General features: G+C 55.0%; 18 protein-coding genes. 10 read left to right on the top strand and 8 right to left on the bottom strand.

All coding sequences use genetic code 11. The features are described from left to right. The first annotated feature begins 205 nt into the window (after nucleotides 1-205). The 4 genes from ycaO (at nucleotide 206) to pflA (ending at nucleotide 6,456) form a co-directional block, all read left to right on the top strand. The gene (gene ycaO / locus ACCW71_RS00820) at nucleotides 206-1,969 is read left to right on the top strand and encodes a 30S ribosomal protein S12 methylthiotransferase accessory factor YcaO (RefSeq protein WP_436368973.1); all 1,764 of its coding nucleotides are present in this window, start codon (nucleotides 206-208) and stop codon (nucleotides 1,967-1,969) included. 363 nt (nucleotides 1,970-2,332) lie between these two features. After that, the gene (focA, locus tag ACCW71_RS00815; protein WP_436368971.1) at nucleotides 2,333-3,193 is read left to right on the top strand and encodes a formate transporter FocA; all 861 of its coding nucleotides are present in this window, start codon (nucleotides 2,333-2,335) and stop codon (nucleotides 3,191-3,193) included. A gap of 74 nt (nucleotides 3,194-3,267) precedes the next feature. Next, nucleotides 3,268-5,550, top strand: coding sequence for a formate C-acetyltransferase (gene pflB, locus ACCW71_RS00810; RefSeq protein ID WP_436368970.1), 2,283 nt, complete (start codon nucleotides 3,268-3,270; stop codon nucleotides 5,548-5,550). Nucleotides 5,551-5,715: 165 nt separating this feature from the next. Beyond that, entirely contained in the window at nucleotides 5,716-6,456 is a 741-nt protein-coding gene (pflA, locus tag ACCW71_RS00805) for a pyruvate formate lyase 1-activating protein (protein WP_436368969.1), read from the top strand. Nucleotides 6,457-6,509: 53 nt separating this feature from the next. Here the strand turns inward: pflA and ACCW71_RS00800 are convergent, their stop codons facing one another. From ACCW71_RS00800 to lrp, 6 genes are all read right to left on the bottom strand, one after another. Further along, the gene (locus ACCW71_RS00800) at nucleotides 6,510-7,661 is read right to left on the bottom strand and encodes an MFS transporter (RefSeq protein ID WP_436368968.1); all 1,152 of its coding nucleotides are present in this window, start codon (nucleotides 7,659-7,661) and stop codon (nucleotides 6,510-6,512) included. A 320-nt stretch (nucleotides 7,662-7,981) separates the two neighbouring features. Beyond that, nucleotides 7,982-9,274 (bottom strand): serine--tRNA ligase, encoded by a 1,293-nt coding sequence (serS, locus tag ACCW71_RS00795; RefSeq protein WP_436368967.1) that lies wholly within the window; start codon nucleotides 9,272-9,274, stop codon nucleotides 7,982-7,984. 92 nt (nucleotides 9,275-9,366) lie between these two features. Beyond that, complete coding sequence (locus tag ACCW71_RS00790; RefSeq protein ID WP_436368966.1) at nucleotides 9,367-10,710, bottom strand: replication-associated recombination protein A; 1,344 nt, start codon at nucleotides 10,708-10,710, stop codon at nucleotides 9,367-9,369. Nucleotides 10,711-10,717: 7 nt separating this feature from the next. After that, complete coding sequence (lolA, locus tag ACCW71_RS00785; protein ID WP_436368964.1) at nucleotides 10,718-11,329, bottom strand: outer membrane lipoprotein chaperone LolA; 612 nt, start codon at nucleotides 11,327-11,329, stop codon at nucleotides 10,718-10,720. Between the two features lie 181 nt (nucleotides 11,330-11,510). Further along, nucleotides 11,511-15,086, bottom strand: coding sequence for a DNA translocase FtsK 4TM domain-containing protein (locus ACCW71_RS00780; RefSeq protein ID WP_436368962.1), 3,576 nt, complete (start codon nucleotides 15,084-15,086; stop codon nucleotides 11,511-11,513). 118 nt (nucleotides 15,087-15,204) lie between these two features. Continuing rightward, nucleotides 15,205-15,699: a leucine-responsive transcriptional regulator Lrp gene (gene lrp, locus ACCW71_RS00775; RefSeq protein WP_006118610.1), complete on the bottom strand. Its 495-nt coding sequence runs from the start codon at nucleotides 15,697-15,699 to the stop codon at nucleotides 15,205-15,207. Between the two features lie 522 nt (nucleotides 15,700-16,221). Here lrp and trxB point away from each other — a divergent pair. The 5 genes from trxB to infA all read left to right on the top strand — a co-directional run bounded on the left by trxB (nucleotide 16,222) and on the right by infA (nucleotide 22,123). After that, the gene (gene trxB / locus ACCW71_RS00770) at nucleotides 16,222-17,190 is read left to right on the top strand and encodes a thioredoxin-disulfide reductase (protein WP_436368961.1); all 969 of its coding nucleotides are present in this window, start codon (nucleotides 16,222-16,224) and stop codon (nucleotides 17,188-17,190) included. Between the two features lie 143 nt (nucleotides 17,191-17,333). Then, complete coding sequence (cydD, locus tag ACCW71_RS00765; RefSeq protein WP_436368960.1) at nucleotides 17,334-19,103, top strand: heme ABC transporter permease/ATP-binding protein CydD; 1,770 nt, start codon at nucleotides 17,334-17,336, stop codon at nucleotides 19,101-19,103. Continuing rightward, nucleotides 19,103-20,833, top strand: coding sequence for a heme ABC transporter ATP-binding protein/permease CydC (gene cydC / locus ACCW71_RS00760; protein ID WP_436368959.1), 1,731 nt, complete (start codon nucleotides 19,103-19,105; stop codon nucleotides 20,831-20,833). The genes cydD and cydC overlap by 1 nt, the downstream gene beginning before the upstream one ends. A gap of 33 nt (nucleotides 20,834-20,866) precedes the next feature. Continuing rightward, on the top strand, nucleotides 20,867-21,559 hold the full coding sequence (gene aat, locus ACCW71_RS00755) for a leucyl/phenylalanyl-tRNA--protein transferase (protein ID WP_436368957.1): 693 nt from the start codon (nucleotides 20,867-20,869) through the stop codon (nucleotides 21,557-21,559). 345 nt (nucleotides 21,560-21,904) lie between these two features. Then, nucleotides 21,905-22,123 carry a translation initiation factor IF-1 gene (infA, locus tag ACCW71_RS00750; RefSeq protein WP_002211347.1) on the top strand — a complete coding sequence of 73 codons (219 nt, stop codon included), beginning with the start codon at nucleotides 21,905-21,907 and terminating at the stop codon, nucleotides 22,121-22,123. Between the two features lie 89 nt (nucleotides 22,124-22,212). On the opposite strand, the gene clpA is transcribed toward infA, so the two are convergent. Both clpA and clpS read right to left on the bottom strand, forming a co-directional pair. Continuing rightward, entirely contained in the window at nucleotides 22,213-24,489 is a 2,277-nt protein-coding gene (gene clpA / locus ACCW71_RS00745; RefSeq protein WP_436368955.1) for an ATP-dependent Clp protease ATP-binding subunit ClpA, read from the bottom strand. A gap of 51 nt (nucleotides 24,490-24,540) precedes the next feature. After that, on the bottom strand, nucleotides 24,541-24,861 hold the full coding sequence (clpS, locus tag ACCW71_RS00740) for an ATP-dependent Clp protease adapter ClpS (protein WP_003849318.1): 321 nt from the start codon (nucleotides 24,859-24,861) through the stop codon (nucleotides 24,541-24,543). A gap of 316 nt (nucleotides 24,862-25,177) precedes the next feature. Here clpS and cspD point away from each other — a divergent pair, with 316 nt between their 5' ends. Then, nucleotides 25,178-25,399 carry a cold shock-like protein CspD gene (gene cspD / locus ACCW71_RS00735; protein WP_436368953.1) on the top strand — a complete coding sequence of 74 codons (222 nt, stop codon included), beginning with the start codon at nucleotides 25,178-25,180 and terminating at the stop codon, nucleotides 25,397-25,399. Nucleotides 25,400-25,418: the final 19 nt, after the last annotated feature.

The raw sequence follows: 25,418 nt of genomic DNA, 5'->3' as shown, positions 1-25,418 counted from the left end.
CGCCTCACCGGAGGTTATGTTACCAATGCAAATCTGCACGAAATTTTGTGAGGCGTCGTCCAGCCTATAAGATTCCTCATTGGTCTGTCAGACAAGGTGATGAAAACTGGGCCGGTAAAATTATCCCGCCTTGATAGCGGACCGTCGGCAAAATCCGTATCATTGCGCGCTTTACGCACCCTATGACAACTGAGAGAGCGGCACCATGACGCAAACATTTATCCCGGGCAAAGATGCCGCACTGGAAGACTCCATTGCGCGTTTCCAGAACAAGCTACAGGATCTTGGCTTTAATATTGAAGAAGCCTCCTGGCTTAATCCTGTTCCGCATGTCTGGTCCGTGCATATTCGCGACCGCGATTGCCCGCTCTGCTTCACCAACGGTAAGGGTGCCAGTAAGAAAGCGGCGCTCGCCTCGGCACTGGGTGAATATTTTGAGCGTCTCTCCACCAACTATTTTTTCGCCGATTTCTGGTTAGGAAAACGCATCGCTAACGGTGACTTTGTTCACTATCCCAATGAAAAATGGTTTGCGCTGCCTGCTGATGAGTCACTGCCTGAAGGCATACTGGACCCGCGTCTGCGTGCTTTCTACGATCCAGACAATGCACTTTCCGCCGGCGACCTGATCGATCTGCAATCGGGTAATGCTGAGCGCGGCATCTGCACCCTGCCGTTTACCCGTCAGTCCGATCAGCAAACGGTCTACATTCCAATGAACATCATTGGCAATCTGTACGTCTCTAACGGCATGTCGGCCGGTAATACCGCTAATGAAGCGCGCGTTCAGGGGCTGTCTGAAGTCTTTGAGCGCTATATTAAAAACCGCATCATTGCCGAGGCGATTAGCCTGCCCGCCATCCCTGATGAGGTGATGCAACGCTATGCTGAAGTGATCGAGGCCATCGCCCGTCTTGAAGCAGAAGGATTCCCGATTTTCGCCTATGATGCTTCGCTGGGCGGCAACTATCCGGTTATCTGCGTGGTGCTGTTCAACCCGGCCAACGGCACCTGTTTTGCCTCGTTTGGCGCTCATCCCGATTTTGGCGTGGCGCTGGAGCGTACCGTCACTGAACTGTTACAGGGCCGCAGCCTGAAAGACCTGGATGTGTTTACCCCACCGACCTTTGACGATGAAGAAGTCGCTGAGCATGCCAACCTGGAAACACACTTTATCGATTCAAGCGGCCTGATCTCCTGGGATCTGTTTAAAGAAACCGCGGATTATCCTTTTGTCGACTGGACCTTTGCAGGCTCGACCGAAGAGGAATTTGCCACGCTGATGGCAATTTTTGCGGCCGAAGATCAGGAAGTTTATATCGCTGACTACGAGCACCTGGGTGTCTATGCGTGTCGCATCATCGTGCCTGGCATGTCTGATATTTACCCCGCAGAAGATTTACTGTTGGCAAACAACAGCATGGGGGCCGGTATCCGTGAAACCCTGCTTGCTCTGCCGGACAGCAACTGGAACCCGGAAGAGTATCTGGATCTGATTGCCCAGCTTGATGATGAAGGTTTTGACGACTTCACCCGCGTTCGTGAGCTGCTGGGTTTAGCGACCGGCAAAGATAATGGCTGGTACACGCTGCGCGTGGGTGAGTTAAAAGCGATGCTGGCGCTGGCGGGCGGCGATCTGGATCAGGCATTAATCTGGACTGAATGGACTATGGAGTTCAACAGCTCCATCTTTACGCCGGAACGGGCTAACTACTATCGCTGCCTACAGACATTACTGCTACTGGCGATGGAAGATGAGCGCGATCCATTACAGTATCATCACGCCTTTACGCGGATGTATGGCGAGGAAGCCCTGGAAGCCGCCTCAGCGGCGATCAGCGGAGAGCGCCCTTTCAATGGACTCCAGGCGATTGATGAAGATTTGCAGGCTTTCCCGGCTCATCAGTCACTGCTCGCGGCTTATGAAAAGCTACAGCGTGCCAAGCGCAACTACTGGCAAAATGCCTGACGCTTCGCGGTAAACGCTGGATAAATGCATCAGAAAGGCACTGGATTTTTTTCGGTGCCTTTTTATTTCAGAAAACATTAGCGGCACTAAAATTTATTACGATCAAAACTAATACGATTAACTAACATAATGATTTAATTTTTATAACATTCTCCCGACACGAATCTTGAACACCAACCTTTCCTTAAAAAATATTTTTATTTTTAAAATTTATTTAATCTTTAATAATCAAGCAAATAGCGGAATTTTTCTTTGCTGAGTTGCAAAAAAGCCGCTGCCAGTTGGTCAAACATGATCCACATCAATTACTGACTTATACTCCTTTGTTAGTATTTTTTCAGACAACTTCCGGAGTAAGTTAGTGTGAAAACTGACAACCCTTTTAATCTGTTATTACCTGCCGCCATGGCGAAAGTTGCCGAAGACGCGGGTATCTATAAAGCAACCAAACATCCCTTCACCACCTTCTTTCTGGCGATTAACGCCGGTGTATTTATCTCAATCGCCTTTGTTTTCTATATCACAGCCACCACCGGTAGCGGTGCCATGCCTTATGGCGTGGCCAAACTGATAGGCGGGATCTGCTTCTCACTCGGCTTAATGCTGGTTGTCGTATGCGGTGCTGACCTCTTCACTTCTACCGTGCTGATTGTGGTTGCCAAAGCCAGTGGCCGCATCAGCTGGGGTCAGCTGGCCCGCAACTGGATTAACGTCTATGTGGGCAACCTGGCGGGCGCACTCTTCTTTATCGCGCTGATGTGGTTCGCCGGACAGCACATGGTGGCGAACGGTGCCTGGGGTCTGAATGTGCTGGAAACCGCCGATCATAAAATGCATCACACCTTTATAGAGGCAGTCTGCCTCGGGACGCTGGCTAATCTGCTGGTTTGCCTGGCCATCTGGATGAGCTATTCCGGCCGTTCGCTTACCGATAAGCTGATTGTGATGATTTTGCCAGTGGCGATGTTTGTTGCCAGCGGTTTTGAACACAGCATTGCCAATATGTTTCTTATTCCCTATGCGATTGTCATCCGCGACTTCGCCGCCCCGGATTTCTGGCAGGCGGCCGGAACCACTGCGGCACATTTTCAATCGCTTACTTTAGGTAACTTTATTTTCGACAACCTGATTCCGGTTACGCTGGGTAACATCATCGGCGGTGGCGTTCTGGTTGGATTGACGTACTGGGTCATCTATCTGCGTAAAGATGACCAGGTACATTAAAAATGCATTTTTGACGGCACAGGAAGTGCACTGTGCCCGACCGTAACAGTCTCCTCATCTAAGGCAGGTATATTATGACCGAACTTAATGCAAAACTGGCGTCAGCATGGAAAGGATTTGCTGAAGGCGAATGGCAGAATGGCGTCAACGTGCGTGACTTCATTCAGAAGAACTACACCCCTTATGAAGGTGATGAGTCGTTCCTGGCTGGCGCGACTGAAGCGACCACCCGACTGTGGGACAACGTGCTGGAAGGGATCAAAATTGAGAACCGTACCCACGCGCCCGTAGACTTTGATACCGATCTCGCCTCAACCATCACCTCTCATGACGCCGGCTACATCAACAAGTCGCTGGAAAAAATCGTTGGTCTGCAAACAGAAGCCCCATTAAAACGCGCCATTATTCCTTATGGCGGCATCAAAATGGTCGAGGGTTCGTGCAAAGTTTATGGCCGTGAACTTGACCCGTCACTGAAAAAAATCTTCACCGAATACCGCAAAACCCATAATCAGGGCGTGTTCGACGTTTATACCCCGGACATTCTGCGTTGCCGTAAATCCGGTATCCTGACCGGTTTGCCGGATGCTTACGGTCGTGGCCGTATCATCGGTGACTATCGTCGTGTGGCCCTGTACGGTATTGATTACCTGATGGCGGACAAGTTCGCTCAGTTCGCTTCTCTACAGAAAGATTTAGAGAATGGCGTTAATCTGGAAGCAACCATTCGTCTGCGCGAAGAGATCTCTGACCAGCATCGTGCGTTGCAGCAGATCAAAGAGATGGCGGCAAAATATGGTGACGACATCTCTGGCCCGGCAACCAACGCCCGCGAAGCGGTGCAGTGGACCTACTACGGCTACCTGGCTGCGGTTAAATCGCAGAACGGTGCGGCCATGTCCTTTGGCCGCGTATCAACCTTCCTCGATATTTACATCGAGCGTGACCTGAAAGAAGGCAAACTGACCGAAGAACAGGCTCAGGAACTGATTGACCATCTGGTCATGAAGCTGCGTATGGTCCGCTTCCTGCGCACACCTGAGTATGACGAGCTGTTCTCTGGCGACCCTATCTGGGCAACAGAATCCCTGGCAGGTATGGGTGTTGATGGTCGTACGCTGGTATCAAAAAGCACCTTCCGCTTCCTGAATACCCTCTACACCATGGGTCCTTCACCTGAGCCGAACATGACCATTCTGTGGTCAGAAAAACTGCCGATTAATTTCAAAAAATATGCGGCTAAAGTCTCCATCGATACCTCATCGTTGCAGTATGAAAACGATGACCTGATGCGCCCGGACTTCAACAATGATGACTACGCGATTGCCTGTTGCGTCAGCCCGATGATTGTTGGCAAACAGATGCAGTTCTTTGGCGCACGTGCCAACCTGGCTAAAACCCTGCTCTACGCAATCAACGGCGGCGTTGATGAAAAACTGAAAATGCAGGTTGGACCGAAAGGCGACAAAATCAGCGACGACGTGCTGGATTTCGACACCGTCATGGACCGTATGGATCACTTCATGGACTGGCTGGCGAAACAGTATGTCACCTCGCTGAACATCATCCACTACATGCATGATAAGTACAGCTACGAAGCCGCGCTGATGGCGTTACACGATCGTGATGTTTATCGCACCATGGCCTGCGGTATCGCCGGTCTCTCTGTGGCGGCGGATTCACTCTCAGCAATTAAATATGCCAAAGTGAAACCTATTCGTGACGAAGATGGTCTGGCAATCGACTTTGATATTGAAGGCGAATATCCGCAGTTCGGTAACAACGATCCACGGGTTGATGACCTGGCCTGCGATCTGGTTGAACGCTTCATGAAGAAAATTCAGCAGCTGCCGACCTATCGCAATGCGGTACCAACGCAGTCTGTTCTGACCATCACCTCAAACGTGGTTTATGGTAAGAAAACCGGCAATACCCCGGATGGCCGTCGCGCTGGCGCACCGTTCGGACCTGGGGCTAACCCGATGCATGGCCGCGATCAGAAAGGTGCCGTCGCCTCACTGACCTCGGTAGCGAAACTGCCGTTTGCCTATGCGAAAGATGGTATTTCTTACACCTTCTCCATTGTGCCTAACGCGCTGGGCAAAGATGATAACGTGCGTAAAACCAACCTTGCCGGTCTGATGGATGGTTACTTCCATCACGAAGCCAGCATCGAAGGCGGTCAGCACCTTAACGTCAACGTCATGAACCGTGAAATGCTGCTGGACGCGATGGAGCATCCAGAGAAATATCCGCAGCTCACCATCCGCGTTTCCGGTTACGCTGTACGCTTTAACTCGCTGACAAAAGAGCAGCAGCAGGATGTGATTACCCGTACGTTCACTCAGTCACTGTAATCACCGCCTTATCCCGATAAAAAAGGCTCCTCGCGGAGCCTTTTATCTGAAAGTCGGCTCTGGTGGTCATCTTTATCAGGATCCCCACCAGAATCGATTTCCTGCCCTGAGCGCAACAGAGATTGCGCCGTCTGTCCCGGCAGACTCACTGGAGAAAACATCGCAATGTCAGTTAAAGGTCGTATCCACTCATTTGAATCCTGCGGTACCGTTGATGGTCCCGGCATCCGTTTCATCACCTTTTTCCAGGGCTGCCTGATGCGCTGCCTTTACTGTCACAATCGTGATACCTGGGATACGCATGGCGGCAAAGAGATAAGCGTCGAAGAGTTAATGACGGATGTTCTCTCCTATCGCCATTTTATGAATGCCTCTGGCGGTGGTGTGACCGCGTCGGGCGGCGAAGCCATTTTGCAGGCTGAGTTTGTACGCGACTGGTTCCGCGCCTGCAAAGCCGAGGGGATTCACACCTGTCTCGACACCAACGGCTTTGTACGTCGCTACGATCCGGTGATCGATGAGCTGCTCGACGTAACCGATTTAGTAATGCTTGACCTTAAACAGATGAATGATGACATTCATCAGATTCTGGTTGGGGTATCGAATCATCGCACGCTCGATTTTGCCCGCTACCTGCAGAAAAAGGGAAAGCGGACCTGGATTCGCTTTGTCGTGGTACCCGGCTATTCCGACGACGATGACACGGCTCACCGCCTCGGTGAATTTACCCGTGACATGGAAAATGTGGAGAAGATTGAACTGCTGCCCTATCACGAGCTGGGTAAGCATAAATGGATCGCGATGGGTGAAGAGTACAAGCTGGATGGGGTGAAACCACCGAGTAAAGAGACGATGGAGCGGGTCAAAAATATACTCGCCAGCTATGGTCACGAAGTAATGTACTGATCCATTCCCCACAAAAAAGGGAGCGTTACGCTCCCTTTTTTGTTGCTCAGCAATCAGGCGTGGGCCACCGGTGTAGCATGATGCTCAGCTTTACGCAGCAGCATCACCAGATAGATCACCGCCACTGCCGCAATCATCACGAACAGTAATCGATCAGAGTAGCTCTGCATCAGAACAGATGTCATCGCCGGCCCCACCAGACTGCCAATGGTATAGCTCATCAGCAACGCCTGATTCATCGCAACCAGTTCATGGTGGGCGACCGTTTCACAAGCCCAGGACATCGCAACCGGATAGAGCGTAAAGCCCGCCAGTCCCAGCACAAACAGGGCTGGCGCCATCGCGGCGTTGGTCAGCATCGCCATCGCTCCCAGAATAACCACGAAAACCTGCACCCGCAGCACCAGCATACGACCAAAACGGTCGGCCAGACGCCCAATCGGCCACTGTCCGACAATGCCCGCGCTGACCAGCAAGGCCATCCAGTAACCCACATTGCCATCACTCATACCAAGATGCGACAGATAGAGCGGCATCAGTCCGTAAAGCGAACCCAGAACAATGCCAGAGATGATGCAGCCGTTAATACCGAGACGGGAGCTGCGGCGGCGCAACATCGGCCAGATTCGGACAGGCGCAGCTTCCGTCGCTTCGGCACTGGCAGAAACGCGGGTGAAGACCAGCGGCAGTATGGCGCATAAAACCAGCGAGGTAACCCAGGGAATAACGCTTAACAGCGCGGTAGAGAGTTCGCTGACCAGCAGCTGGCCCGCCACGGTGCCGAGATAGTAAACGATCATATAGGCCGCCAGCAGCTGGCCGCGATTGCGTACCGTTCCGCTACACAACAGCGCGCTCTCGACCACAACCCATATCAGCGCACAGCCAATACCAGCCATGAAACGCAGTGAGCTCCACGCCCAGAAGCCATCAAGCAGTGCCAGCAGCACGGTCGCCACGGCAAACAGCGCGGTAGCCAGGTAGTAACTCCGGTTAAAACCATACTCTCTGATCAACCAGCCCGCCAGTAAAGTTCCTGCCAGGTTACCTGTGTAGTAGGAGGAACTCACGATGCCCACCTGCCAGGTGGTCAGCAAGTCATGCGCCAGCCACAGCGGCACAAGCGTATTCAGCACAGCAATCGCGACGGTCATTAACATCAGGCCGCAAAGCAGCAACATCACAGGGCGTGACCAGGTTGACATAGAGAAGAGGAACCAGAGCAAATGAAGGAAATTGCGCGCAGTTTGCCACTGACTTAACTAAAGTCAATGGCGGTAAATTTTCAGCAGCACATTTTGCTGCCTGACAATTTAATTTGCTAATCTTCAGTAGGTTACAGAGCCTGCAAGCCGCTGAGCCAGAATTGCTATCTCTATGAAAACTGTAGTTTTTAAGCGCCCTGCACCATCTGCTATCGATAACGTTTATTTGTGATAAAAAAACAGGGTGACTGACAGGCTATGAGGGCTACGAGGCATAAAAAAACCCGGCCGGAGCCGGGTCTGATAAACGGAGAGAAAGTTTAGCCGATGATCTCGACGCCGTTCATGTAAGGGCGTAAAACTTCAGGCACAGCGATACGGCCATCTTCCTGCTGATAGTTTTCCAGCACCGCCACCAGGGTACGGCCAACGGCCAGACCTGAACCATTCAGGGTATGAACCAGACGAGTCTTCTTATCCTGTTTGCCGCGGCAGCGCGCCTGCATACGACGTGCCTGGAAATCGCCCATATTGGAGCAGGAAGAGATTTCGCGGTAGGTGTTCTGCGCCGGTAGCCACACTTCAAGATCGTAGGTTTTGGTCGATCCAAAGCCCATATCACCGGTACAGAGTAAAACCTTACGATAAGGCAGATTAAGCAGCTGAAGCACTTTCTCGGCGTGACCGACCAGTTCTTCCAGCGCTTCCATCGACTGTTCCGGGTTGACGATCTGCACCATTTCAACTTTATCAAACTGATGCATACGGATCAGGCCGCGCGTGTCACGACCGTAAGAACCCGCTTCAGAACGGAAGCATGGCGTGTGAGCCGTCAGTTTAACCGGCAGGCTCTCCTCTTCCAGAATCTCGTCACGCACTAGGTTGGTCAGCGGCACTTCCGCGGTTGGGATCAGCGCGTAGTTGCTGCTGTCTGACTCCTCTTCCAGCGGACGGGTGTGAAACAGGTCTTCGCCAAACTTAGGCAGCTGTCCGGTCCCGTAGAGGGTTTCGTGGTTAACCAGATAAGGCACGTAGGTTTCAAGGTAGCCGTGCTGTTCAGTATGCAGGTCAATCATGAACTGACTCAGTGCACGATGCAGGCGGGCAATCTGCCCCTGCATTACCACAAAGCGCGAACCGGTCAGTTTCACGGCAGACGCAAAATCGAGACCCTTAGCGGCTTCACCCAGTTCAACGTGATCTTTCACCTGAAAATCGAACTGGCGCGGCTCACCCCAGCGGCTGATTTCCTGATTTTCGCTGTCATCTTTACCCAGCGGCACTTCATCTGCCGGTATATTTGGCAGCGCCAGCGCAAAGTCACGGATTTGATTCTGCAGTTCATCCAGTTCTGCTTTTGCGGCATCCAGGCGTTCGCCCAGCGCGTTCACTTCCTGACGCAGCGGCTCGATGTCTTCCCCACGTGCTTTGGCCTGACCGATGGATTTGGATCGGGCGTTACGCTCTGCCTGTAGATTTTCTGTTTCCACCTGCAAGACTTTGCGACGCTCTTCGAGCGAACGCAGCGTTTCCACATCCAGTTTAAATCCCCGGCGTGCCAGTTTTTCTGCGACTGCGTCTGGCTCATTACGCAGCAGATTGGGATCGAGCATGCTTATCCTGTGTATAAAAAGTTGGTTGAAAGAAGGGACGAATTCCAGCGGAATACGTTGAAAACATTGCTCACATTACCGTAACGTCTGTTTCAGCGGTAGCGTTTTGTCGGGCTATTTTGATCCTGCTCAGCCAGCCAGCTTAGCTTTTCACCAATCTTTACCTCCAGCCCGCGCTGGGTGGGATGGTAATAGCGCGCATTGGCCATTTCCTGCGGAAAATAGACTTCACCTGCGGCGTAGGCGTTGGTTTCATCATGAGCGTAGCGGTACTCTTTACCCAGCCCCATCTCTTTCATCAACTTGGTGGGCGCATTGCGCAGGTGCTCCGGCACGTCATAGTCGGGATGATCGCGCGCATCACGCATCGCGGCTTTAAAGGCGGTGTAAACCGCATTACTTTTGGGCGCGCAGGCCAGATAGACGATCGCCTGAGCGATGGCACGTTCCCCTTCCGCCGGGCCGACGCGGGTGAAACAGTCCCAGGCCGCAATCGCCACCTGCATACCCCGTGGGTCAGCGTTTCCGACATCTTCTGAGGCGATAGCCAGCAACCGACGCGCCACGTAAAGCGGATCGCCGCCGGCGGTGATAATGCGGGCATACCAGTAGAGCGCCGCATCGGGTGCGGAGCCGCGAACCGATTTATGCAGTGCGGAGATCAGATCGTAAAAACGATCGCCTTTGTTATCAAACCGCGCGGATCGCTCTCCTGACACTTCATTCAGCAGCTGCGGAGTCAGTTCACGCTGGCCTGACGCGCTGGTCTCGGCCATGTCAGCCATCATTTCCAGCGTATTGAGCGCCCGTCGGGCATCGCCATTGACCAGCTCAGCGATCATTCTGCGGGTGTTGTCCGGCAGGACGATGTCGCTGTCACCGTAACCGCGTACCTTATCCTGCATCGCCTGATCCAGCACCTGCTCAATATCAGCGTGGGTCAGCGATTTCAGCAGATAGACACGGGCGCGTGACAGCAGCGCGGAGTTGAGTTCAAAAGAGGGATTTTCTGTGGTGGCCCCGATAAAGGTGATGGTGCCATCTTCAATATGCGGTAAAAAGGCATCCTGCTGACTTTTGTTAAAACGATGCACCTCATCGACAAACAGGATGGTGCGTCGCCCGGCATGTTTATTCTGACGGGCGCGCTCTATCGCTTCACGGATCTCTTTGACGCCTGAAGTAACCGCCGAGATGCGCTCCACATCGGCATTGCCATAATGCGCGATAATTTCAGCCAGCGTGGTTTTGCCGGTCCCGGGCGGTCCCCAAAGAATCATGGAGTGCAGATGCCCTGCTTCAATGGCACGCGGCAACGGTTTGCCCGCGCCCAGCAGGTGTTGCTGACCAATGTACTGTTGCAGGGTTTCTGGCCGCATCCGCGCGGCCAGAGGTTTAAAATTTTCGGTGGAAAAATCCAGGGACAGGTTACTCACCATGACCTCACTGACGTTGGTCGTCCACCGTCACGCCTTTAGGCGGTGTGAACGTAAATTTATCCGGGCTGATCGCGCCATTCTGCTGGCTTTTCAGCTGGTAGTCGCTGCGCTGACCATCCTGTTCGATAGCGCTGAAGCGGTTGATGGTGCCGCCGGGAGTCACCTGGATGGTGAACTGTTTCAGGTTGCCGTCGCTGTTTTTCGGCGTCAGCTCAAAATTGTCACCCTGCTGTTTGATGTTGTATTGCTTCCAGTCATTTGACTGATTACGGGCAATCAACATAAACGGCGTGTTGCTGGTCGCGTTCTGCAACAGGCTGACGGTCGCCTGCTCAACAAACGGATTGTAGAACCACAGCGATTTGCCGTCAGAGATAATGATGCTTTCATCCGGGGCGGTCATATGCCAGTTAAACAGGCTGGGACGCTTGACCCACAGTTCGCCTTCCCCGTCCTGCACATTAGCGCCGCTGCTGTCGGTGACTTTTTGCGTGAAGCTGGCGTGGAAGCTGCTGACCTTGTTCAGGCGCTGTTGCAGATCACTGGAAGCATCAGCCAGAACGCTGGCTGATGAAAAGGTGGCCAACAGGCCCAGAGCGATTGCGCGTAATTTCATCTGCTTCAATTCCTTATTTAAACGTTCCCATCGATAACTGCATTAAGCCTGGTCGCCGTTCCGTCATCAGAACAGAGGAAAAAACCGAAAGCTGATTCAGATATGGGGTTTAACCGCACAAAAACAATGAGCCAGTCGCAACTGGCTCATTGATAACTGTTTCAAAACCTGTCATTCACCGCTACATATCATGGGGCGGTGGTGAAAGCACTTCACGGTTGCCGTTGTGCCCCGGCGCAGAAACGATGCCCTGCGCTTCCATCTGTTCGATGATACGTGCCGCACGGTTGTAGCCGATGCGGAACTGACGCTGCACACCGGAGATTGAGGCGCGACGCTTATCCACCACGAAGCTCACCGCCTGGTCAAACAGCGGATCAAGCTCTTCATCACTCTCCATACCGCCTGGGCCTTCACTCTCTTCGCCTGCGGTAATGCTGTCGATATATTGCGGACGACCACGCGCCTTCCAGTCCTGAACCACCGCGTGCACTTCCTGGTCACGCACAAAGGCACCATGTACACGAATCGGTAACGAGGAGTTTGGCGGCATGTAGAGCATGTCACCCATCCCCAGTAACGACTCCGCGCCGCCCTGATCAAGAATGGTGCGTGAGTCAATTTTGCTGGACACGGTAAAGGCGATACGAGTCGGGATGTTCGCTTTGATCAGGCCGGTAATCACATCCACCGAAGGACGCTGGGTTGCCAGTACCAGGTGGATACCCGCCGCACGCGCTTTCTGTGCCAGACGCGCAATCAGCTCTTCGACCTTCTTCCCGACCGCCATGATCAGGTCAGCAAACTCATCGACCATCACCACGATATAAGGCAGTTTTTCCAGTACCGGCGGCGTCATATCCATGCTGTCACCCGGCTTCCAGAACGGATCGGGAATCGGGCGGCCCATGGCGTCAGCCTGTTCCACTTTTTCGTTGTAACCCGCCAGATTACGCACGCCCAGCGCCGACATCAGCTTATAGCGACGCTCCATCTCGCCAACACTCCAGCGCAGCGCATTGGCCGCATCTTTCATGTCGGTGACCACTTCGGTCAGCAGGTGCGGAATGCCTTCATAGACCGACAGCTCAAGCATTTTCGGGTCGATCATAATGAAGCGGACTTCTTCCGGCGTTGCCTTATAGAGCATGCTGATAATCATGGCGTTCACACCCACCGACTTACCGGAACCGGTAGTACCGGCCACCAGTAAGTGCGGCATTTTCGCCAGATCGGCCACCACCGGCTGACCGGCAATATCTTTGCCCAGCACCACCGCCAGCGGTGAAGGATTATCACGGAATTTAGGGCAATCCAGCACTTCACGCAGATAGACGGTCTGACGATGTTTGTTCGGCAGTTCCAGACCCACGTAAGGTTTACCGGGGATCACTTCCACCACACGAACCGCCACGGTCGAGAGTGAACGGGCTAAATCGCGCGACAGGTTAGAGATGCGAGCCGCTTTTACCCCAGGGGCTAAGTCGAGTTCAAAACGGGTGATCACCGGACCCGGTGAGATGCCAACCACCTCGGCTTTTACGCGATAATCACCTAACCGCGACTCCACCAGGCGAGCGGTCTGCTCCAGGGAGAACATATCGACCGGCTCTTCCTCTTCCGGTGGCGCAGTCAGCAGGTCCATGGAAGGCAGCGGGGTTGACGGCTTCTCCAGCGGCTGCTCATGGCGCATCAGGAAAGGATGGATCAGGCTGTCGTGCAGCGAAGGCTTCGGCTCTTCCACGGGCTGAGCCGCTGGCACCGCCGGCGCGCCATAAGCAGGCGCAGCGGGTGTCGCAGGCGCAGCGTAAGCCGGTGCAGCCGTGCCATAAGCGGGTGCGGAAGTGGCCACAGGCGCGCTGTAAGCTGGCTCCGGTGCTGCTGGCGCAGCGTAGGCAGGCTCTGCCGGTGAGAAACTGGCAGGCGCGGGAACCTGAGCCGCTGCCTGAGGGGTGGCGACCTCACTCATCTGCTGCCAGGGTTCATGTGAAGCGGCAGGGGCTTCCGGCTCCGGCGTAGCAGCAATAGTAAACAGCGGTTCAGACGGGCCGTCATCAACCAGATCTTTCATCGGAGAGAAATCAAAGGCTGACGCGGTATCAATGTTGAACACCGGCGACTCTTTTTTCACTTCAGGCTCATAGCGCTGCTGTTGCTGCTCGGCAAACTGACGCGCCAGTGCCGCCTGCTGATGCGCTTCCTGCTCATCTTCCTCCTCCTGCTGCCAGCTGCTGCCATAGCGCTGCTGCTGTTCAGACTGGAAGGCCTGGCGCAGTTCAGCCTGCTGCAACGCCTCTTCAGCTTCAGTCTCAGGTGCAGCAGCTGCGTCAGCAACCGCCACACTCGTCGATTTCGCTTTCTCTTCCGCCATGCGCTGAGAAGGCAGCTTAATGCCATAGGAAGCCAGCTCACGCCGGGTCGGCAGTTTAACCGGGTTAGGACGTGGCAGGGTCGGACCGATACCCTGCTTAACCTGCGGATTGAGAGACGTTTCGGGAGCCAGATCGAAAGCGGGCGCGGTGCGGGTCACCGCCTGGGCTGCCGCAGCGGTGGCGGTGGCCGCGGCGACTGGCACGTCAGGCAACGATGGCGTGTCACGCCAGTTACCCATTTTCGGCTCGTCATCGTCGTAAGCATTAAATGAGTGCGCAGCGGGCGCCTCGTCAGGCATCTCAAAATGGTAAAGCGGTGGCGTGGCGGCCGGTGTCGCAGCATGCTGCGCCGCTGCCTGGGCCGTTGCCGCTGACTGAGCGGTGGCGGCAGCATAAGCGGCAGTATCTGAAGCGGGTTGTGCTACCGGGGCTGAAGGCGAAACCGCCGCCGCAGGCGCTGGCGTCGTAGCCGATGCACTGACAGGCGCTGGCGTCGCGGCCGGAGCCGCCGCTGGACTGGCAGCCGCTGACGTCGCGGCTGGCGTAATGGCCACCTCAGCGGCTTCAGCGGTAGCGGCGACCGCGGCGCTGGTGGCAGCCGCGGCTTTCACCAGCAGCGGATCCTCTGAAGACAGGACAGGCTGTGCGGCACGACGAGGGGCAGAGAGCAGCACATCATCCTCCTGCTGATCCGCCGCATGCAGCAGTGGAACGTCGCCGTCATCCTGAGTATCCCGCTCATCCTCTTCCTGCCAGGGCTCATCGTGGCGTGAGCGATTACTGGCAAAAGTGAGCACACCCATGACAACACCGCCGATACGTTCCGCGATGGTAAGCCATGACCAGCCGGTATAGAGCGTGACCCCCGCTGCCCAGACGCAAAGCAGGGTCAGCGTGCCGCCCGCCGGACTGAACCAGGGGGCAATAGCGTTACTGACCAGGCTGCCGATTACCCCGCCGGAGGCGAAATACCAGATGTCGTCCGCGTTGAGTGCCGCCAGGCCGCAGGTGGTGACCACCAGCGCAAGGACGCCAATCAGCCGCAGGCCAATGGCAAAGTAATCGATATAGTCCTGGTTATCGCGCTGGCGGAAAGCGATCCAGCAGAGGCCCAGAATCACCGGCGGAATGGCGTAAGCCATAACACCAAAAATGAACAGCAAGGTGTCAGCGAGCCAGGCACCCACGCTGCCGCCAAGGTTGTGAATGGGTTCATGCCAGGCCGTTTGCGACCAGCTCGGGTCGGAAGGGTTAAAGCTGACTAACGAAACCATCAGGTAGATGGCAAACAGCGCCACCAGAATAAGCAATGCTTCCAGCAGACGACGTCCACTGCTTAGCGATTGTAACGAAACGTCTTTGTCTTCTGTGTATTCCTGGCTCAAGAGAACTCTCCAGGTGCCTGTAAAGTAAGAAGCAACAGCGCCGGGCTGGCCCGACGCTGGTCCTGTATGAATTCACAGGAGTGTACCGAAATCTCACAGGTTTTGCACCTGCCCCGCATCAGCGAGTTTTGATCACCAGTCGATTGCTCTGTTTGACCTCTTCCATCACCACGTAAGTCCGCGTGTCGTTTACGCCCGGCAGACGCAGCAGGGTCTCACCCAGCAGTTTGCGGTAGGCGGACATATCGGGCACGCGGGTTTTCAGCAGGTAGTCGAAATCGCCAGAAACGAGGTGACACTCCTGAGTTTCCTCAAGTTTTTGCACCGCGGCGTTAAATTGCTCAAACACATCGGGCGCACCACGATTCAGAGTAATCTCAACAAACACCAGCAGTGAAGCATCCAGATAATGTGGGTTTAACTGCGCAGTGTAGCCAAGGATGAAGCCCTGACGTTCAAGACGACGCACGCGCTCAAGACATGGCGTAGGCGATAATCCTACACGTTTGGAAAGCTCTACGTTTGAAATGCGACCATCTTTCTGAAGTTCATTCAGAATATTCCTGTCAATTCTGTCGAGATCTTTTCCGGGGCGTTTCTTATTGTCTACCATTATTATTGTCTCTCTTAATTCCTTCCCTTTACCTGCCTCGCCCTGAAAACGCTCATTGTTCGGGGCATTTCTGAAGTGAGCTAACAGAGCCTGTGTGCTATCACACTTATTGATATGACGCATGTTGTCTGTCCACATCATGCGTCATGACCTATAGCAGGCTGCTTTTATCTGGCTTTACATGCAAAACAGGGGAGGAAACCCTGTTTTATTCCGATAAATGTTATTCGCTTCTGATAATGTTTTCGCAAAAGCGCAGGCGATTGTCAAAGTAAAATCACCAAATTCAGTACAAGATGCCAGACAGACCGCTGGGTATCTGTTTTTAAATGAGTATTTTTGAACTATTGCACCAGCAAAAACCGATTTTTGCCCCCTTTTAGCGCAACGGCCAGGCACAATCGCCACTCATCGACTACGCCGTTTGCAGCTATCGTTAACAAAATTGGCTAAGCCTTGTCATTGCCGCCAGATATTCCCTACAATCGCAGGCTATGTCAGCCGAATGAAACTGAGGAACGCATGAGTACGGCCAAACACAGTAAGTTACTCATTCTGGGCTCCGGTCCAGCGGGTTATACCGCAGCCGTTTATGCTGCACGCGCCAACCTGAATCCGGTGCTGATTACCGGTCTGGAAAAAGGCGGACAGCTGACCACCACCACCGAGGTGGAGAACTGGCCGGGCGACCCGCACGATCTGACAGGTCCGGCGTTGATGGAACGCATGCAGGAGCATGCTGAAAAATTCAACACCGAGATTATTTTCGATCATATCCACACCGTGGATCTCCAGAACCGTCCGTTCCGCCTGGTCGGTGACAGCGGCGAATACACCGCCGATGCCCTGATCATCGCCACGGGTGCGTCAGCCCGCTATCTCGGTCTGCCTTCTGAAGAGGCGTTCAAAGGCAAAGGCGTCTCCGCCTGCGCCACCTGTGACGGCTTTTTCTACCGTAATCAGAAAGTCGCGGTGATTGGCGGCGGTAACACCGCCGTAGAAGAGGCGCTTTACCTGGCCAACATCGCCTCTGAAGTGCACCTGATCCACCGCCGCGACAGTTTCCGCGCCGAGAAGATCCTGATCGATCGGCTGATGGAAAAAGTGCGCAGCGGCAACATTGTGCTGCATACCCACCGCACGCTGGAAGAGGTGGTCGGCGACCAGATGGGCGTTACCGGTCTGACCCTTCGCTCAACCCAGAACAGCGATGAAACCGAAGCGCTGGAAGTGGCCGGTCTGTTTGTTGCCATCGGACATAGCCCGAACACCGCCATCTTCGACGGTCAGCTGGCGCTGGAAAATGGCTACATCAAAGTGCAGTCTGGTCTGCATGGCAACGCCACCCAGACCAGCATCCCTGGCGTCTTTGCGGCGGGCGATGTGATGGATCATATCTATCGTCAGGCGATCACCTCTGCGGGCACCGGCTGTATGGCTGCGTTAGACGCTGAGCGCTATCTTGACGGGCTGGTTAAAAACGATCGGTAAGTTGTTAATCCTCTGATCTTAAATGTTCCAGGCGACGGTTTTTCAGTCGCCTTTTTTATTGCCCTCATGCTAGATTCTTGCGCCTGAAGTGAGGGGAATCTCATCCCCTTTTCATCCCTCATCGACATTTAACATGGTCTCGCATGGATAAATCGCGGCAGCAGCATCTTACCCACTGGCTCCGTCAGCAACGTCGTTTCGCCGGTCACTGGTTGCGACTCAACACGCTGCTGGGGATGGCCAGTGCGCTCCTGATCATTGTGCAGGCCGCGTTGCTGGCTTCGCTGCTTCAGGCGCTGATTGTTGAGCAGCAGCCGCGCGAAACCCTGACCGCCCGCCTGCTGCTGGTGCTGCTCTGCTTTGCCCTGCGCGCGCTGATTAACTACGCCCGCGAACTCACCGGCTACCGCGCCGGACAGGCTATCCGTCAGGCGCTGCGCAAACAGGTGTTAGATCGTTTATCGGCGCTGGGCCCGGCCTGGATCCAGGGCAAACCCGCGGGCAGTTGGGCGACCCTGCTGCTGGAGCAGATTGAGGAGATGCAGGAGTACTATGCGCGCTACCTGCCACAGATGACGCTGGCGGTGCTGATCCCCTGCTGCATTCTGCTGACGCTGTTTCCACTGAACTGGGCGGCTGGCCTGATCCTGTTCGCCACCGCGCCGTTGATTCCGCTGTTTATGGCGTTAGTCGGCATGGGTGCGGCCGAGGCGAATCGGCGGAATTTTCTGGTGCTGGCCCGCCTGAGCGGTAATTTTCTTGACCGTCTGCGCGGCAGAGAGACGCTGCGCCTGTTTGATCGCGGCGCGGCGGAGCAGCAGGCGATGGCGGCGGCCACGACCGATTTTCGCCAGCGCACTATGGAAGTGCTGCGTTTAGCCTTTCTCTCCTCGGCGGTACTGGAGTTTTTCGCCTCGTTAGCCATCGCGGTGGTGGCGGTTTACTTTGGCTTCTCCTATCTGGGTGAACTGCATTTCGGCGCTTACGGTCAGGGCGTCACACTGTTTACCGGCTTTCTGGTGCTGATCCTCGCCCCGGAGTTTTTCCAGCCGCTGCGCGATTTAGGGGCCTTTTATCACGCTAAAGCGCAGGCGGTCGGCGGGGCGGATGCCCTCGAAACCTTTATGCAGGCGACACCGGCCGCAGCAGCGCAGCAAGGCCAGTTGCCGTTTACTGCTGACCAGGCTATCGCGCTGGCCGCGCTGGATCTGGTGGTGTGTGCGCCCGATGGTCAGCGGCTGTGTGGTCCGCTGACCTTTAACATTGCTTCCGATGAACAGGTTGCGCTGGTCGGGCAAAGTGGTGCGGGCAAAACCGCCCTGATGAGCGCCCTGCTCGGCTTTCTGCCCTATCAGGGTTCGCTTAAAGCCAACGGCGTCGAGTTACGCGATATTCGCCGGACCGACTGGCACCAGCAGCTCAGCTGGGTCGGACAGAACCCGCAGTTACCGGCGGCTACCTTGCGCGACAACATCGTGATGAACGCCCCGTGGGACCCGGAGCGTTTTAGCGCGGTGCTGGCATCCTGTGGCGTCGATGAATTTCTGCCTCGTCTGCCAGATGGCATCGAAACCCAGCCGGGTGATGGCGGTCATTACCTGTCGGTCGGCCAGGCGCAGCGGGTTGCCGTGGCGCGAGCGCTCTACCGATCCTCACACCTGCTGCTGCTTGATGAGCCCGCCGCCAGCCTGGATGCGATCAGTGAACGACATGTGATGCTGGCGCTGAACCAGGCCGCCGCCCGGCAGACCACGCTGATGATCACCCACCAGATTGATGCGCTCAGCCACTGGCAGACAATCTGGGTGATGGAAGCGGGTAAGCTGGTGCAACAGGGTAGCTGGCAGCAGCTCTCGCAACAGCCGGGACCGTTCAGTCAGATGCTGCAACATCGTCAACAGGAGATCCGCTGATGTCAGCGCTGCGCCCTTTCCTTCGCCTCTGGCTGCGCCACCCCTTTCGCCTGGCGCTGGGCATCGTGCTGGCGATAGTGACCCTGCTGGCCAGCATCGGCCTGCTGACGCTGTCAGGCTGGTTCCTGGCGGCCTCCTCCGTGGCAGGAGTAGCCGGACTCTACTCCTTCAACTACATGCTGCCGGCAGCAGGAGTGCGTGGCGCGGCCATCATTCGCACCGCTGCACGCTACGCTGAGCGCCTGGTCAGTCACGACGCCACCTTCCGGGTGCTTCAGCATCTGCGTGTTTATACTTTCAGCCGTCTGATGGCGCTGTCGCCGGGCCAGCTTTCGCAGTTCCGGCAGGCGGATCTGCTTAACCGGTTTGTGGCGGATGTTGATACGCTGGATCATCTTTATCTGCGCGTCATCTCGCCGCTTTTCGGGGCGTTTGTAGTGATGGTGGTAGTTACCCTCGGGATGAGCTTTATCGACCTTCAGCTGGCCCTGACGCTGGGTGGCATCATGCTGGCTACCCTGGTGCTGATGCCGTCGATCTTTTATCGCCTGGGCGCGCCTGCCGGGATCGCGATTGCGCAGGGTCGTGCCCGCTGGCGTTTACAGCTGATGCAGTGGCTGGCGGGCCAGGCTGAACTCACCTTATATGGTGCGTCGCACGCCTGGCGTCAGCAGCTTGATGAAGATGAGCTTCGCTGGCAGCAGGCGCAGCGTCAGCAGCAGCGCTTACAGGCGGCGGCACAGAGCCTGCTGCTGCTCATCAGCGGTGTGGCGGTGACATTACTGCTCTGGCTGGCTGCCGGTACTATCCGGGCAGAGCAGTTGCCTGGTTCGCTGATCGCTCTGGTGGTGTTTTGTGGGCTGGCCGCTTTTGAAGCGCTGGCACCGGTTGCGGGTGCTTTCCTGCCGATGTCTCAGGTGAATACCGCCGCGCAGCGGGTTAATGAGATCATCGACCAGCCGCCTGCCATCACTTTCCCGCCACACTCTGATGCCCGGCCCGGTAGTCTGGCGATAGCCATCGATCAGCTCGATTTCAGCTATCCAGACCGCCCGGATAAAGTGCTTAACCGGCTCACCCTGCGGGTAGACGCAGGCGAGCGGATCGCGCTGTTAGGGCCGACCGGCTGCGGCAAATCGACCCTGCTGGCGCTGCTGACCCGTGGCTGGGAGAGCCAGCATGGTGTCATCACTCTGAACGATCTGCCGATCGGCGCATGGCAGGAGTCAGAGTTGCGTCAGCGCATCAGCGTGGTCACGCAACGGGTCCATCTGTTCAGCCAGAGCCTGCGCGACAACCTGCTGCTGGCATGTCCAGCCGCCAGTGATGAGCAGTTGCGTGCGGCGCTGACGGAGGTCGGCCTGCAACGCCTGCTGGAGACAGAGGAAGGATTAAACGCCTGGATGGGTGAAGGTGGTCGCCCGCTCTCAGGCGGTGAGCTGCGGCGGCTGGCGATCGCACGCGCGCTGCTGCATAACGGCGATCTCTGGCTGCTGGACGAGCCGACAGAAGGACTGGATGCCACCACCGAGCAGCATATTCTTAACCTGCTGCAACGCCTGACCGCGGGCAAAACCGTGATAATGGTGACTCATCGCCTGAGCGGTCTGGAGCAGATGGATCGTATCTGCGTGATGGATAATGGCGTCATCGTTGAGCAGGGTAGCCATGCCGTATTAATCTCAAAAGCGGGTCGCTACTGGCGTTTCCGGCAACGGATTGCGCTATAGTCTTAGCGAAATGCTGATGAGTAAACTAACGCGATGAGACTGGTACAACTGTCACGGGAATCTCTGCAATTTCCGCCACCGGAGATGGCACTGCGCGAGCCAAATGGCCTGCTGGCTATGGGCGGCGATCTCTCCCCTGCCCGGTTACTGAACGCCTATCAGCGTGGCATTTTTCCCTGGTTTTCCCCCGGCGATCCGATCCTCTGGTGGTCGCCCGATCCCCGCGCGGTGCTGATACCTGAAGAGTTTCACCTCAGCCGCAGCATGAAGCGTTTCCATAACCACTCGCCCTACCGGGTCACCATGAACGAGGCCTTTGACGAGGTAATCGACGGCTGTGCCAATGGTCGGGAGGAAGGCACCTGGATTACCTTTGAAATGAAGCGCGCCTGGTTACGCCTGTATGAACTGGGCCACGCGCATTCGATTGAAGTCTGGCATGAACATCAGCTGGTGGGCGGGATGTATGGATTAGCGATGGGGCAAATCTTCTGCGGCGAGTCGATGTTCAGCCGCCAGCAGAACGCCTCTAAAACCGCGCTTTGGGTCTTCTGCCAGCATTTCATCAAACATCAGGGACGTCTGGTGGATTGTCAGGTACTTAACCCCCATACCGCCTCTCTGGGCGCGCAGGAGATCCCGCGTGCTGACTATCTGCAATATGTTCACAACCTGGCGTGCCAGCCGGTCAGCGACGGCTGCTGGCAGACGCAAACCCTTTTTTAGCCGCGCAGAGATGTTTTGCACACATAAAAGCGTATAAGTGATATAATGGTCGAGTTTGGTATGTCGTCCGCGCTTTGCAATAACAAGCCGGAATTGCCAGGCTGGGAATCTCAACGCACTCTCGGAACTGTTTTTCAATCGTGCGCGCGTAACCGGTTGATACAGATTCTTAGCCCGCTAATCCCCCGCAGACGTCACATAAACACCCTAATTTACCCGATGCTCGCGATCACAGGCGAAGCCCGGCAAAGCGTTGGCTCACTCGCCGACGGTTCTTTACATAAATCGTTGAATTGGGCATTATCTTGCCGGTTCAACTGAAAGGTAGTACACCCAGAGGATTCGATGGCCAAAGAAGACAATATTGAAATGCAAGGTACCGTACTGGATACGTTACCTAACACCATGTTCCGCGTAGAACTTGAGAACGGACACGTGGTTACTGCTCATATCTCCGGTAAAATGCGCAAAAACTACATCCGCATCCTGACGGGCGACAAAGTGACCGTCGAGCTGACCCCGTACGACCTGAGCAAAGGCCGCATTGTCTTCCGTAGTCGCTAACAGGCGATAGTCTCGCCGCTTCATTTCAGGATGAAGCGAAAAAAAAGGCCGGATTTTCATCCGGCCTTTTTCATATCTGCATCAGGCGATTAATGCACGGTGCCTTCGGTTTTCCGTTTTGCCGCACTCAGGAAGTGATAGGTCAGTTCACCTTTCTCACGATCCAGCGCCACGGAGACCGACCCACCATCGACCAGCGAACCAAACAGCAGTTCATTGGCTAACGGTTTCTTCAGGCTCTCCTGCACGGTGCGCGCCATCGGACGAGCGCCCATCGCTTTGTCATAGCCCTTCTCTGCCAGCCAGTCGCGTGCTTCATCACTGACTTCCAGCGAGACGCCTTTCGCATCCAGCTGCGCCTGCAACTCGACAATAAATTTATCGACCACCTGATGGATCACCTCTGGTGACAGATGTTTAAACCAGATGATGTTGTCGAGACGGTTACGAAACTCTGGGGTAAAGATCTTTTTGATCTCTTCCATTGCATCGGTGCTGTTGTCCTGATGAATCAGGCCGATCGATTTACGTTCGGTCTCACGCACCCCGGCGTTGGTGGTCATCACCAGCACCACGTTGCGGAAGTCCGCTTTGCGACCGTTGTTATCGGTCAGCATACCGTTATCCATTACCTGCAACAGCAGGTTAAAGACATCCGGGTGCGCTTTCTCAATCTCATCCAGCAACACCACCGCATGAGGATGCTTGATAACCGCATCCGTCAGCAGGCCGCCCTGATCAAACCCGACATAGCCCGGAGGCGCACCGATCAGACGACTGACGGTGTGACGCTCCATGTACTCGGACATATCAAAGCGCAGCAGTTCAATCCCCAGCGCCTTCGCCAGCTGAACAGTGACTTCCGTTTTACCGACACCGGTCGGACCGGCGAACAGGAAGGAACCCACTGGTTTACGATCCTGACCCAGACCTGCACGGCTCATTTTGATCGCTTCAGTCAGCGCCTCAATGGCATTGTCCTGACCAAACACCAGCATCTTCAGGCGATCGCCCAGATTTTTCAGCGTATCACGATCGGTGGCTGAAACACTTTGCTCAGGAATACGCGCAATACGCGCAACCACGGTTTCAATGTCAGCCACGTTGATGGTTTTCTTACGTTTGCTGGCTGGCATCAGGCGCGCACGCGCACCCGCTTCATCAATCACGTCAATCGCCTTGTCAGGCAGATGCCGGTCATTGATATATTTCACCGCCAGCTCCACCGCCGCACGCACCGCTTTCGCGGTATAACGCACGTCGTGATGCGCTTCGTATTTGGTCTTCAGACCGTTGAGGATCTGCACGGTCTCTTCAACCGACGGCTCGGTAATATCGATCTTCTGGAAGCGACGCGCCAGAGCACGATCTTTTTCGAAGATGTTGCTGAATTCCTGATAGGTAGTGGAACCCATCACCCGGATCTTACCGCTGGAAAGCAGCGGTTTGATCAGGTTTGCCGCATCCACCTGACCCCCGGAAGCCGCACCCGCACCGATGATGGTATGGATCTCATCGATAAACAGAATGCTGCTCTCATCCTGCTCCAGCTGTTTTAACAGCGCTTTGAATCGTTTTTCAAAGTCACCGCGATATTTGGTGCCCGCCAGCAGCGAGCCAATATCCAGCGAGTAGATGGTGCAATCTTTCATCACTTCCGGGACATCGCCCTGCTCGATACGCCAGGCGAGACCTTCAGCAATCGCTGTTTTACCGACGCCTGATTCACCCACCAGCAGCGGGTTGTTTTTACGGCGACGGCACAGCACCTGGATGGTACGTTCCAGCTCTTTATCGCGACCAATCAGTGGATCGATCCCACCGACGCGAGCAAGCTGATTAAGATTGGTGGTGAAGTTTTCCATACGCTCCTCCCCGCCTGCTTGCTCTTCGTTAACCGGATTTTCTGCGCCTGGCGCCTGGCCCGGCTCATCTTTGCGCGTACCGTGAGAGATGAAATTCACCACATCAAGGCGGCTCACTTCATGTTTGCGTAACAGATAGGCCGCTTGCGACTCCTGCTCGCTGAAAATGGCGACCAGCACATTCGCCCCGGTGACTTCACTGCGACCGGATGACTGGACATGGAAAACCGCGCGCTGCAATACGCGCTGGAAGCTGAGCGTGGGTTGCGTGTCACGCTCCTCTTCGCTGGCGGGCAACACCGGCGTGGTTTGTTCGATGAAGGCTTCGAGTTCCTGCCGCAGAGCCACTATATCCACCGTACAGGCTTCCAGTGCCTCTCTGGCCGACGGGTTACTGAGCAGTGCCAGTAACAGATGCTCGACGGTCATAAACTCATGACGGTGCTCACGCGCTCTGGCGAAAGCCATGTTTAAACTGAGTTCCAGTTCTTGATTGAGCATTAGGCACCTCCCCCAATTATCGCCTGACCTGCTTCCTATATGGAGACGGGATCAGGCTTTTTCCAGCGTACACAGCAACGGATGATGATTTTCCCGCGCATAATTGTTCACCTGGGCCGCTTTTGTTTCGGCGACTTCTGCGGTAAATACACCACAGATCGCCTTGCCGTGATAGTGAACTTTCAACATCAGCTGCGTTGCACGTTCAACATCATAAGAAAAGAACTTTTGCACAACGTCAATAACAAATTCCATAGGTGTATAATCGTCATTATTCAGAATGACTTTATACATTGAAGGCGGCTTTAACCCTTCGCGTACTTTGTCTTCGGCCAGATGTTCAAAGTTAAGCCAGTCGTTTGTGTTTGCCATAGTGTTCCGTTGAGATTTCGCTTTTAGCCTTTAAGTGGCTACATGTTGAGAGTTTAACATGCCTGTCAAGCCGCTGGCCGCTGCTGAAAATTTATTCAGAATTTCCTTTGCGCGACCTGCATCACAAAATTCGCAATAGCGTTAACTGCCTCAAATTTTGATGATTTTCTCCCCACCCGGCCCGGTGGTTTGCTTGACGCCAGCCGCCCTTTCTCTACATTCTACCTGCACAAGCTGATTGAGTTTTAATCAAACTCGACTCACAGCTTCGATGACCTCACCTACTTATAAAATGTCTTGCGAGGGAAGTAAAAGCATGGAGACGGGTACAGTTAAATGGTTCAATAATTCCAAAGGCTTTGGTTTTATCTGTCCATCAGACGGCGGCGAAGATATTTTTGCGCACTACTCCACGATTCAGATGGAAGGCTACCGCACGCTCAAGGCGGGTCAGCAGGTTCAGTTCGATGTCCATGAAGGCCCGAAAGGCAATCATGCCAGCCTGATCGTGCCCGTTGAAGTGCAGGCTGTGGCCTGACAGTTATCGATCTTCTGCG

Source organism: Pantoea sp. C2G6, assembly GCF_051336815.1.
Classification (GTDB): domain Bacteria; phylum Pseudomonadota; class Gammaproteobacteria; order Enterobacterales; family Enterobacteriaceae; genus Pantoea.
The sequence above is the reverse complement of the archived record's forward strand: the minus strand, read 5'-3'. Positions and strand labels throughout refer to the sequence as shown.